General features: G+C 67.6%; 3 protein-coding genes. 2 read left to right on the top strand and 1 reads right to left on the bottom strand.

Annotated features, from left to right (window positions below; translation table 11 throughout):
* Positions 1 to 4: 4 nt before the first annotated feature.
* Positions 5 to 661: a class I SAM-dependent methyltransferase gene (locus tag U6115_RS10930; protein WP_043573392.1), complete on the bottom strand. Its 657-nt coding sequence runs from the start codon at positions 659 to 661 to the stop codon at positions 5 to 7.
* Between the two features lie 516 nt (positions 662 to 1,177).
* On the opposite strand from U6115_RS10930, the gene U6115_RS10925 reads away from it, so the two are divergent.
* Together U6115_RS10925 and U6115_RS10920 are read left to right on the top strand one after the other, a co-directional pair.
* On the top strand, positions 1,178 to 4,027 hold the full coding sequence (locus U6115_RS10925; protein WP_043573390.1) for a ribonucleoside-diphosphate reductase subunit alpha: 2,850 nt from the start codon (positions 1,178 to 1,180) through the stop codon (positions 4,025 to 4,027).
* Positions 4,028 to 4,940: 913 nt separating this feature from the next.
* The gene (locus tag U6115_RS10920; protein WP_043573388.1) at positions 4,941 to 13,322 is read left to right on the top strand and encodes a hybrid non-ribosomal peptide synthetase/type I polyketide synthase; all 8,382 of its coding nucleotides are present in this window, start codon (positions 4,941 to 4,943) and stop codon (positions 13,320 to 13,322) included.
* The last annotated feature ends 45 nt before the right edge of the window (positions 13,323 to 13,367 follow it).

Genomic DNA, 13,367 nt, shown 5'->3' with positions numbered 1-13,367 from the left:
CGCCTCAGGGCTTGCTGGCGGCGTGGATCGCCAGGGTGCCCAGCAGAGTGGGAATCTGCCGGACCAGCCGCACGCCGGCAAAACCGGTTTCGCCCATCAGCCGGGGCAGCACGCCTTCGACATTGCCCTGGGTAGTGGCGAAACCATCCAGCCACTGCACCGGATAGAACAACGCGCGCATCAGCCGGTTTTGCGGCACTCCCCAATCGGCGACATATAACTCGCCGCGCGGCTTCATCACCCGTTGGATCTCCACCAGCGTGCGGCGCTTGTCCTCGGTGTCCAGATGGTGGAAAAACAGGCTGGACAAGACCCGGTCGAAAGCGTTGTCCAGATAGGGCATGGAAAACGACATGCCTTGGCGAAAGGCCAGCCTGGCGCCCGCCCGTTCCGCCTTGTCCGTCGCCAGGCGCAGAATGCGCCCGTCGCCGTCCAGCCCCTGCACCAGCAGGCCCGGCGCGCGCAGGCTGGCCGCTATCGCCAGCGTGCCGGTGCCGCAGCCCACATCCAGTACCCGGTGTCCGGGCCGCAGTTGCGCGGCGTCCAGCAACGCGTTTTTGAAATGCTTCTCCCGGGCGGTAAGCGCCACCAGCGGATCGTAAAGCGCGGTCAATGCCGAAAAGCGCAGCGCATGGATATATTGCCGCCTGGATGAAGCCATCGGTGTTCTCCTTCCTGGTTGACCGGCCACGGCCCGGAACCCGGCCCGGACGCGCGACAGCCTCCTTACCCTAGCCGACCCGCGCTTGCCGACAAACCGTCTGAATGGCCACCCTCCCCCTGTCGTCAGGCCACTTTTCACGCCGCGGCCGTGGCGAAGGCGCAACAGAAGCGGCGCTCGCGGCGCGACACCGCCCGCGTCCCTGGCACCTGCTGCCGGCCAGCGCGTGGTTTTCCGCCATTTCCTGTCGACGCCATTCCGCCGCCGCGACGGCCCCGAAAAAAATCTCACGCCGCAAAGCCAATAACGACGCGGCTTTCCTTGGTTTCAGACAAAGTCAAGACTTGAACTACGTCACCCCCACCACTAGAATTTGGGCATCTAAAGCGCTGCGGACAGCACATCTTGTGTTTACCCACAAACAGCGCACAGCTTTTCAACAAAATTGTCCACAAGCCGACCTGCCCTCAAGAACGCAGCGCGGCCGGGCCTAAACTTCTCTTTATCGAGGGATACATGCAATTGACCACCTTTGAAGGGCAAACCGCCGCAGAACTCGGCCGCGCCGCCGCGCCGCAAGCCGATTTCAGCCTGTACAAGACCATTCGCCGCAATGGCGCGGTAGTGCCGTTCGAGCCTGTCAAAATCTCCATCGCGATGACCAAGGCCTTCCTGGCCGTGGTTGGCCAACAAGGTGCCACCTCCGCCAGCATCCGCGACAAGGTGGCCCAACTGACCGAACAGGTGGTCAATGCGCTGATGCGCCGCAAGCCCGAAGGCGGCGCGATCCACATCGAAGACATCCAGGACCAGGTCGAACTGTCGCTGATGCGCTTCGGCGAGCACGATGTGGCCCGCGCCTACGTGCTGTACCGCGAACAACGCTCGCAAGAACGCGCCGCGCGCGGCGAGGCGCTCACCCAGGTGCAGATCAACGTGCTGCGCAAGGATGGCCGCAAACTGCCGCTGGACGTGGCCCGCCTGCGCGGCAACATCGAAGCCGCCAGCAAGAATCTGGCCGGCATCGACGTCGACGCCATCCTCGGCGAGACGCTGAAGAACATCTACGACGGCGTGCCGGAAGAGGAAGTGGGCAAGTCCGCCATCCTGGCCGCCCGCTCGATGATCGAGCAGGACCCGGCCTACGATTACGTGACCGCCCGCCTGCTGATGGGCAACATCCGCCTGGAAATCCTGGGCGAAGCCGTGGGCCAGGACGAAATGGCCGCGCAGTATCCGCACTATTTCGCCAGCTTCATCAAGAAGGGCATCGCCGCCGAGCTGCTGGATGAAAAGCTGGCCGAATACGACCTGAAGAAACTGGGCGCCGCGCTGGACGCCGAGCGCGACCTGAAATTCGGCTACCTGGGCCTGCAAACCCTGTTCGACCGCTACTTCCTGCACATCGACGGCACCCGCATCGAAATGCCGCAGGCCTTCTACATGCGCGTCGCCATGGGCCTGGCGCTGAACGAAGTGAACCGCGAAGACCGCGCCATCGAGTTCTACAACGTGCTGTCCAGCTTCGACTTCATGTCGTCCACCCCGACGCTGTTCAACTCCGGCACCCGCCGCAGCCAGCTGTCCAGCTGCTACCTGACCACCATCGCCGATGACCTGGACGGCATCTACGAAGGCATCAAGGAAAACGCGCTGCTGTCCAAGTTCGCCGGCGGCCTGGGCAACGACTGGACCCCGGTGCGCGCGATGGGCTCGCACATCAAGGGCACCAACGGCAAATCGCAAGGCGTGGTGCCGTTCCTGAAAGTGGTCAACGACACCGCGGTGGCGGTGAACCAGGGCGGCAAGCGCAAAGGCGCGGTCTGCGCCTACCTGGAAACCTGGCACGCCGATATCGAGGAATTCCTCGAACTGCGCAAGAACACCGGCGACGACCGCCGCCGCACCCACGACATGAACACCGCCAACTGGATTCCGGACCTGTTCATGAAGCGCGTGATGGAAGGCGGCGAGTGGAGCCTGTTCTCCCCGTCCGAAACCGCCGACCTGCACGACCTGTACGGCCGCGCCTTCGAAAAGGCCTACACCGCCTACGAAGCCCGCGGCGAGCGCGGCGAGCTGAAAGTCTACAAGCGCATCCCGGCCCTGAGCCTGTGGCGCAAGATGCTGACCATGCTGTTTGAAACCGGCCATCCGTGGGTGACCTTCAAGGATCCGTGCAACATCCGCAGCCCGCAGCAGCACATGGGCGTGGTCCACAGCTCCAATCTGTGCACCGAAATCACCCTGAACACCAACGACGACGAGATCGCCGTTTGCAATCTGGGCTCGGTCAACCTGGCGGCGCACCTGAAGGCCGACGGCAGCCTGGACGGCGACAAGCTGCAGCGCACCATCCGCATCGCGCTGCGCATGCTGGACAACGTCATCGACATCAACTTCTATCCGGTGAAGAAGGCGCGCAACTCCAACCTGAAGCACCGCCCGGTCGGCATGGGCGTGATGGGCTTCCAGGACTGCCTGCACATCAAGCGCGTGCCCTATGGCTCCAACGCCGCCGTCGAATTCGCCGATGAATCGATGGAAATGGTGGCCTACTACGCCTACCTGGCCTCCACCGAGTTGGCGGAAGAGCGCGGCCGCTACCCGTCGTACAGCGGCAGCCTGTGGGACCGCGGCGTGCTGCCGCACGACAGCATCAACCTGCTGGCGGCCGAGCGCGGCGGCTATCTGGAAGTGGACCGCACCGAACGCATGGACTGGAACCTGCTGCGCGACCGCATCAAGCAGTTCGGCATGCGCAACAGCAACTGCCTGGCCATCGCGCCGACCGCGACCATCGCCAACATCATCGGCGTGTCCGCATCCATCGAGCCGACCTACCAGAACCTGTTCGTGAAATCCAACCTGTCCGGCGAATTCACCGTCACCAACGAATACCTGGTGCGCGACCTGAAAGCCGCCGGCCTGTGGGATGAAGTGATGGTGGCCGACCTGAAATACTTCGACGGCAGCCTGGGCCAGATCGACCGCGTGCCGGCCGAGCTGAAAGCCATCTACGCCACCGCCTTCGAACTGGATCCGCGCTGGTTGGTGGAAGCCGCTTCGCGCCGCCAGAAGTGGATCGACCAGGCGCAATCGCTGAACCTGTACATGGCCGGCGCGTCGGGCAAGAAACTGGACGAGCTGTACAAGCACGCCTGGATCAAGGGCCTGAAAACCACCTACTACCTGCGCACCCTGGCCGCCACCAGCGCCGAGAAATCCACCGGCCGCGGCGGCGAGCTGAACGCGGTGTCCAGCGGCAACAGCCAGCAGGCTCCGGCCGCCGAGGTGGACAACACCCCGGCCACCGACGCCAAGTTCTGCAGCATCGACAATCCGGACTGCGAATCCTGCCAGTAAGGCGGAACCCTCGCCCCAAGACAAACGGCCACCCTGATGGGTGGCCGTTTTTCATTCATGGCCCGCAGCGCCTGCCAGAACGCTGCGCGGCGATAGTGATGCGGCAAAGCCCAAAAATTCGCGCCTGCCGCCGTATCGGCATGAACAGCCTAGTCTTACATGCCCCTTTCGCCTCTCCCGCAGCCATGCCGAACCGGCATAGCCCGCGCCAAACCAGGCTTCCGCCGGCATCTTCTTCCCGCCGGCTCTGCAATCGCGACACAAGATTCGCTTAATCACGCGGAGCCTGTCACTCCGCCGCTGGCGCGGCGCCGCCCCGAAAATAATGACATTGTAATTTAAATTAAAGATCAAAATAATAAATGTCTGCTCTTTAATTTAAATGATTAAGACAATGCTTCATTGAAATTTCAATACAAAAACGCTTAGCCATAATTAGAGCATTTCTACCACACCACCCCTGTCCTAAAGCACAGCCAAACTGACGTCAAACTGTCACTTCTCCAGTCATGGCCGCCAAGCCTACCTAACTCACATCGATTTCAACACATCAGCAAAACTAGATATTTCCTTTTTTATCAATGATCTGTATGTCCAACCATGGACATTCACGCCACGCCGCGCAATGAGATCGTCATGAAAACAGGGGAATTACAATGTCGTACATACCTGTTTTGGCATGCGGTATCATTTACTCGTCATTGGCAGAAAATTTAATGCTGAAAACAAAAAATAGTACAAAGTCATTTTTATGCAGCCAAGCCACAACCCTATTTGACCGCAATGAGATAAAGCAAAGAAATAAATTCATCGAAAAAACAATTTGAATAAAAACAATATCAGGAAGAAGCAAACCGGATCACCCCTTTTACTATGCCGCTAGCAAATCGGCCCAAATAATGGCGCAATCCTCATGAACCATCCGCAACCGTCCCAACCGACCAGCGCTTCGGAAAATCGCCTCCTCCCGTCGCGCCAACCAGAACGCGTCGCCATCATCGGCGCAGCTTGCCGCTTCCCCGGCGCCAACAGCCTCCAGGCGCTCAGAAACCTGCTGCTGGAAGAACGCGAAGCCGTGGACCAGATCGCCATAGACCGCGGCGCCATCGCCGCCGACGGCGTGAGCCGGGCCGGCCTGATCGACCCGCCGGATGGTTTCGACCCGCCTTTCTTCGGCATCGCCCAGCGCGAAGCCAATCAGATGGACCCGCAGCAACGCCTGGTGATGGAGCTGGCGGTGGAAGCGCTGGAGTCCGCCGGCATCCCGCGCGCCAGCCTGGCCGGCAGCCGCACCGGCGTCTACATCGGCATCTCCACTTTCGACTACAGCCGGCTGCAGATGAACGAAGGCCAGGATCTCGACCTGTACGCCGGCACCGGCAACGCCTTCAGCATCGTCGCCAACCGGCTGTCCTACTTCCTCAACCTGGCCGGCCCCAGCCTGGCGGTGGACACCGCCTGCTCGTCGTCGCTGACCGCCGCCCACCTCGCCGTCCGCGCGCTGCGCGCCGGCGAAATCGACCTCGCCATCGTCGGCGGGGTCAACCTGCTGCTGGCGCCCGACCTGATGAAAGTGTTCGCCGGCGCCAAGATGCTGTCGCCCGACGGCCGCTGCAAGACTTTCGACGCCGCCGCCGACGGCTATGTGCGCGGCGAAGGCGCCGGCATCGTCATCCTCAAGCGCGCCAGCCAGCTACAGCCGGAGAGCGAACGCGCGTTGGCGCTGATCGCAGGCAGCGCGGTCAACCAGGATGGCCGCACCAACGGCCTCACCGCCCCCAGCGGCCCGGCCCAGGTCGGCGTGATCCGCGACGCGCTGGCTGACGCCGGACTGCTCCCCGCCGATATCGACGCGGTGGAGTTGCACGGCACCGGCACCCCGCTGGGCGACCCGATCGAAGCCCAGGCGCTGGGCGAGGTTTTCGCCGCGGATCGCGAACAACCGCTGGCGGTCGGCTCGGTCAAGACCAATATCGGCCACCTGGAGGCCGCCGCCGGCATCGCCGGCCTGCTCAAGGGCGTGATCGCCCTGCGCGAGGCCAAGCTGCCCAGCTCGCTCAACTTCCGCCAGGCGAATCCGGACATCGACCTGGCGCGGCTGAAGCTCGCCGTCGCCAGCGCGCCGGTCGCGCTGCCGTCCGCGCGCCGCCCCGCCCGCATCGGCGTCAGCAGCTTCGGCTTCGGCGGCACCAATGCCCACCTGATACTGGAGACCGCCCCGGCGCAACCGCCGCGGACGGCCCATGCCGACGATGCCGCCAGCTGGCTGCTGCCGCTGAGCGCCGCCTCCGCCGACGCCCTGCGCGCGCAAGCCGCCCAATACGCGGCGCTGCTGGAGCGATCCGGCGGCGCCGCGCTGGCCGACATCGTCCACACCGCCGCGCGCCACCGCGACCATATGGACCACCGGCTGGCGGCTCATGGCGATCGCGGCCAGTTGATCGCCGCCCTGCGCGCCGCGGCCGGCGGCCAGACGCATCCCGGCTTGTCGCTGGGCCGCCGCCCGGCCGCCGGTGCCCGCAAGCTGGCGCTGCATGGAGCTGCGCCGGAACTGCGCGCAGCGCTCGCCCAAGCCGGCATCGCCGCGGACGCCGAACTGGAGAGTTCGTCGCCCGAGGCCTGGCAACAGCAGTTGCCGGGCCGCTGGGACATCCTCGCGCCCAGCCATGGCGAAGCCGCCGCGCTGCCGGAAAGGCTTCGGCCGCTGGCCGCTCCCGCCAACGCCATGGCCGCGCTCGGCCTGCTCTACGCCTACGGCCACGAACTGGACTGGCAGCGGATCCAGCCGGCCGGCGCGCTGGCCGAACTGCCTGCCTATCCGTGGCAGCGCCGCCGCTGCTGGTACGGCGACCAAGGCCTGGCCGCGCGCGTCACCGACCGCCCCCGCCATCTGCTCGCTCTGGCCGCCGCCAGCGCCGAAGCGCTGTCCAGCCAAGCCGCGCAAGCGCTGCAAGACTGCGCCCAACTGCCGCCCGACGCCTTGGCCGACTTCTGCCATGCCGCCAACGCCGGTTTGGCCAAGCAGCCCTGGCGCGCCAGCGTCGGCGCCGCCGACTCCGAAGAATTGCGCCGCGGCCTGCAGCAACTGGCCGCCCGGCCCCAGCCCGTGCCCGCGCCGGCCGCCGAGCCCGGCGTGGTGTTCCTGCTGACCGGCCAGGGCAGCGCGCTGGCCGGCGCCGGCGCCGAACTCTATGCCAGCCATCCCCGCTTCCGCGACGCCATCGAACACTGCTCCTCCCTGCTCAAGCCGGTGCTTGACGTTTCCTTGTCGCGGCTGCTGTTCGACCGCGTCCGCGGCGACGCGCTGCTGCAGAACACCTGCTACGCGCAGCCCGCCTGGGTGGCGCTCAGCTGGTCGCTGGCCCAGCTGTGGGCCGACTGGGGCGTGCGCCCGGCGGCGCTGCTGGGCCACAGCCTGGGCGAATACACCGCCGCGGCGCTGTCCGGCATGGCATCGATAGAACAGATCCTGCCGCTGGTGGCGGCGCGCGGCGCGCTGATGCAGGAAACCGCCGGCGCGGCCGGCATGGTCGCGGTGAAGGCTTCGGCGGAGCAACTGCGCGAGCTGGTCGCCGCCCATGCCGGCAGCCTGGCGTTGGCCGCCGACAACGGCCCCGCCAGCTGCGTGCTGTCGGGCGCGTCCGACGCGCTGGCCGAGGCGCTGAAGGCGCTGGACGCCCAAGGCATACGCTGGCGCACGCTGGACGTCTCCACCGCCTTCCATTCCCCTCTGCTGGACCCGGTGCTGGAGCGGATGGCCGCGCTGGCCGCGCCGATAAACTGGCAGCCCGGCACGGTGCCGGTGATTTCCAACCTCAACGGCCTGGCGCACGCGGCAGCGCCCGACGCCGCCTACTGGGCGGCGCATGCCCGCGGCACCGTGCAGTTCCGCCAGGGCGTGCAAACCCTGCTGGCGCAAGGCCACAGGCTGTTCCTGGAGCTGGGCCCGCGGCCGACTCTGAGCGCGCTGGGCCGCGCCGCCAGCGGCGAGCTGGCCGTCAACTGGCTCAGTTCGCTCGACGGCGCCGGCAACGATTGGCAAGCCATGCTCGACAGCGCGGGCGCGCTGCACAACGCCGGCGTCAACCTTGACTGGAGCCGCTTCGACCAGCCCTACCGCCGACGCGCCCTGCCGGCCCCCGCCGCCCGATCCTCCATTCCATCTTCGCTGGAGCCATCCATGCCACAAGTCAACAGCTCTCTGGATCCCCGATCCAATCCGTCGACCTCCGACGACCACGTGCGGCAAGTCCGCGCCGACCTGGTGCGGCAAATCGCCAAGGCGCTGGGAGAGTCGGAGGCCGACCTGCAAACCGACCGCCTGTTCATCGAGATGGGCGCCGACTCCGTGATGCTGGCCGAGGCGATGCGCGGCATCCAGGCCAGCTACGGCGTCAAGATCAGCGCCCGCCAGCTGCTGAACGAACTGAACACCATAGACCGCCTCAGCGTGCACCTGGCCGAGCAAACCGCGCCGCAGGCCGCCCCGGCGGCGGCCGCGCCTGCGCCGGCCATCGCGCTGCCGGCCCACGCCGCGGCGGGCGACATGAACGCGCTGTTCCAGCAACAGCTGAACCTGGTGCAGCAGGTGATCCACAGCCAATTGGCCGCGCTGGGCGGCGCGCCGCAAGCCGCGCCGGCGCCGATTCGCCCGGTGGCCGCGGCCATCGCCGCCCTGCCGGCCGCGCCCAGCAGCATCCCGGCGGCAAAAGCCGCGCCGGCCCGCGCCGCCGGCTCCGCCCAGTCCCAGCAGCAGGCCGCCCACTTCGCCGCCTTTTCCCAGGCCTACGTCGCCCGCACCGCCACCTCCAAGCGCCTGGCCGACGAGCGCCGGCAGCGGCTGGCCGACGTGCGCGCCTCCGCCGGCTTCCGCCCCACATTGAAGGAAATCGTCTACCCGCTCACCGGCAACCGCGCCGACGGCGCCCGGGTCTGGGACGTGGACGGCAATGAGTACATCGATATCTCGATGGACTTCGGCGTCAACATCTTCGGCCATGGCGCGCCTTTCCTGAAAGCGGCGCTGCACGAGCAAGCCGAAAACAGCCTGGCGCTCGGCACCCGCTCCACCCTCGCCGGCGAAGTGTCCACCATGCTGTGCGAAATGACCGGCATGGACCGAGTGCTGTTCTGCCAGTCGGGCAGCGAATCGCTGATGACGGCGCTGCGGCTGGCGCGCCTGTTGCGCGACCGCTCGCGGGTGGCGGTGTTCCGCAAGTCCTACCACGGCCACTTCGACGGCCTGTTGGGAGACCGCTCCGCCATCGGCGACGCCACCGAGCCGGTGGCGCCCGGCATCCTCCCCAACTTCGTCGCCGACCTGCTGATGCTGGACTACTGCGACGACGCCGCGTTGCGGGCGATTGAAACCAACGCCGATCAACTGGCCGCCGTGCTGGTGGAGCCGATCCAAAGCCGCGTGCTGGACGCCCAGCCGCGCGAATTCCTGCACAAGCTGCGCGAAGTCACCCGCCGCCACGGCATCCTGCTGATTTTCGACGAAATGATCACCGGCTTCCGCTGCGCCCCCGGCGGCGCGCAGGAAGTGTTCGGCGTGGAGGCCGACCTGGTCACCTACGGCAAGACCATAGGCGGCGGCGTGCCGATGGCGGCGCTGGCGGCGCGCGGCTCGCTGCTGGACGGCATAGACGGCGGCATCTGGCGCTTCGGCGACGACTCCGCGCCCGACGCCGGCACCACCTTCTTCGCCGGCACCTTCAACAACCACCCGCTGGGCCTGGCGATGGCGCACGCGGTGCTGAAGGAGCTGAAACAGCGCGGCCCGGCCTTCCAGCAGTCGCTGACCGAACGCACCCGCCAGCTGACCGAACGCCTCAACCAGTACTTCCAGGCCGAGAAGCTGCCGCTGTCGATGATCCACTTCGGCTCGGTGTTCCGCTTCAAGCACGCCGGCAATCTGGACCTGTTCTACTACCATCTGCTGCACCGCGGCCTGTTCGTCTGGGAAGGCCGCAACTGCTTCCTGTGCGACGCGCACGGCCAACAGGAGATCGACTTCATCGTCGACAGCGTGATCGATTCCGTCGAGGCGCTGCGCGCAGGCGGCTACCTGCCGGCGCGCCCGGCCGGCGCCGGCCTCGCCGCCGGCGAAGCGCCGCTGTCCGACACCCAGCGCCAGATCTGGCTGGCTTCGCAGCTGGACGCCTCCGGCGCCGCCGCTTATTGCGAAACCGTCGCGCTGGAGCTGGGCGGCCGCATCGAAGCCGCCGCGCTCCAGCGCGCCCTGGCCGAGCTGTCGGCCCGGCACGAGGCGCTGCGCACCACCGTGCACGGCGACAAGGGCATCCAGCGCGTCCACGCCGAACTGGCCATCCCGCTGACGCTGGGCGAAGGCGGCGACGGCGCCGACTGGCTGCGCGCGTTCTCCGCCGCGCCCTTCGCGCTGGAAAGCGCCGGCCCGCTGCAAGCCGGCCTGTTCCAGCATGCCGACGGCAAGCCGGTATTGGCGCTGCGCGCCCACCACATCCTGATCGACGGCTGGTCGCTGGCGCTGATTCTGGAAGAGCTGAGCGCGCTGCTGGATCCGGCCGGCCGCGCGGCGCTGGAAGCGGCGCAGCCGTTCCGCCGCCAGCTGGAATGGCTGCTGTCGGCGCGCGACGAGCAGGCTGAAGCCTTCTGGAGCCAACGCCTGGCCGACGCGCCGGAAGCCTTGCCGCTGCCGCGCGCCAACGCCGGCGACGATGGCCAGCAGGCCCGCTGGCAGGGCGAGCGGCTGCGGCTGCCGGTGCCGGCCGGCACCGCCGACGCGCTGACCCAGCTGGCCGTGCGGCAGAAGGCCACGCTGTTCACCACCACGCTCAGCCTGACGCTGGCGCTGTTCCACACCCTGTTCGACCGCGACGACATCCTGCTGGGGGTGCCGACCCACGGCCGCCTGGACGGTCTGGAGCGCATGGTGGGCCAGGCGGCCCAGATCATGCCGTTGCGCTCGCGCCTCGCGCCCGGCGCGCGCTTCGAGCAACTGCTGGAAACGGTGGACTTTGAACTGGAGGCGATGTCCGACCACCAGGCCTACCCGCTGGCGCGCCTGCTGGAGCCGGTGCTGGCCGGCGGCGAGCGCCCGGGCGCGCTGACCGTCACCTTCAACCTCGACCGCGTGCGCCAGAGCGATTTCGCCGGCCTGCCGGTCACCTTGCTGGACGCGCCGGTGTCCGGCGTCAAGTTCGACCTGGCGATCAACCTGATGCAGACGCCCAAGGGCTGGCTGCTGGACCTGGACTACCAGAGCCGCCGCTACCGCCGCGAAGACATCCAGCGGCTGGCCGAGCGCTGGCTGGACTGGGCCGCGCGCGTCGCCGCCGACCCGGCCGTCGAACTGGAGCGCGCCAACCCGCTGCCGGCCGCCGAGCTGCAGCAGGTGCTGCGCGGCTTCAACGCCACCGCCAACGGCAAAACCGCGCTACCGGTGCCGCAACGCATCGCCCGCCAGGCGGCGCTGACGCCCGACGCCATCGCCGTCACCGCCGACGGCCGCCATATCGACTACCGCACGCTGGACCTGGCGGCGCGCACCATCGCCAGCGAATTGGTCAACCACGGCGCCGGCCCGGAGAAGATCGTGGCGGTGATGCTGCCGCGCTCGGCCGAACTGGTGGCCTCCCTGCTGGGCATCTTCTACACCGGCGCCGCCTACATGCCGATAGACCCGGACGAACCGGCGCTGCGCCGCGAGGAAATCTTCGCCGAGACCCAGCCCATCGCGCTGGTGACCGATGCCGCCATCGCCTCGCGCCTGGCGGTGGACTGCCCGGCCATCATCGTCGAATCGCCGGAAGAGCTGGCCGCCGGCTGGCCCAGCACCGCCGATGCCTGGGTCAACCCGGCGCCGGTGGAAGCCGGCGACCTGGCTTACGTGATCTACACCTCCGGCTCCACCAACAAGCCCAAGGGCGTGCTATGCACCCATGGCGGTCTGGCCAACCTGATGGAGTGGACCACCGAGCGCTTCCCGCTCGACGCCGCCGACGCGGTGCTGCAAAAAGCGCCGTACACCTTCGACATCTCGCTGTGGGAGCTGTGCTGGCCGCTGCTGACCGGCGCCCGCCTGGTGGTGGCGCCGCCGGAAACCCACCGCGATCCGGACTACCTGGCCCGGCTGATCGCCGCTGAACGCGTCACCGCCGCGCAATTCGTGCCGGCGATGCTGGAAGCCTTCGCCGCCACCCCGGCCGCGCGCGAATGCCGCTCGCTGCGCCACCTGTTCGCCGGCGGCGAGGCGCTGCTGCCTTCGCAATGCATCGCGGTGCGCGAACTGGGCTTGCCGGGCCTGGAGCTGCACAACCTGTACGGCCCCACCGAAGCCACCATCCTGGTCACCCATTACACGCTGCGCGCCGGCGGCCGTGGCGCGGTGCCCATCGGCTACCCGATCGCCAACACTTCGCTGCGCATCGTCGACAGCCGCGGCCGCCCGGTCGGCGTCGGCATCGAGGGCGACCTGCTGATCGGCGGCGTCCAGCTGGCGCGCGGCTACCTGAACCGTCCGGAGCAGAACGCCGCCGCCTTCATCGAAACCGTAGCCGACGACGGCGCGCCGCTGCGGCTCTATCGCTCCGGTGACCGCGCCCGCTGGCTGGACGACGGCGCCGTCGAATACCTGGGCCGCGTCGACAACCAGGTCAAGCTGCGCGGCCTGCGCATCGAGATCGGCGAGATCGAGCACGCGCTGCGCGCCCACCCGGCCATCCAGGAAGCGGTGGTGGACCTGCGCGGCGACAGCGCCGCCACCCAGCGGCTGCTGGCCTGGATCGTGCCGCGCCAGCAGGCGGAAGCCCTGCCGGCCGGCGACTGGCAGCAGGCGCTGCGCGAATACCTGGCGCAAAGGCTGCCGATCTACATGATCCCGGCGCAATTCGCCGCGCTGGCCGCGCTGCCGCTGAGCCGCCACGGCAAGATCGACCGCGGCGCGCTGATCGAGCCGCGCCCCGACGCCGGCGCCGTCCAGGCGCCGCGCAACCCGGTGGAAGCCGAGCTGCTCGACTACGCGCGGCAGAACCTCGCGCTGGAAATGGCCGGCGTGGAGGACAACTTCTTCGTCGCCGGCGGGCAATCGCTGGCCGCCGCGCAACTGGTCACCTGGGCGCAGCAGCGCTTCGGCGCGCGCCTGGCGCTGAAGGACTTCCTGCTGAAGCCGACGCTGGCGCAGCTGGCGCTGCTGATCAGCCAGGCTGGGCCGGCCTCCGCTGACGACGAAGGCGGCTTGCGCAGCCGCGAGCGCCGCCGCGTGCGCCGCGATCAGATCGAAAACGAAACCCTGGGCGGCGCCGACAAATGAGCGCTCATCAAGACATGACAGGCAAGGCAACGGATATGCAAGACA

The sequence above is a fragment of the Chromobacterium subtsugae genome (assembly GCF_035919665.1).
In the GTDB taxonomy this organism is placed as follows: Bacteria; Pseudomonadota; Gammaproteobacteria; order Burkholderiales; family Chromobacteriaceae; genus Chromobacterium; species Chromobacterium subtsugae.
Note: the sequence above shows the minus strand (reverse complement) of the source record. Positions and strands in the feature narration are given on the sequence as shown.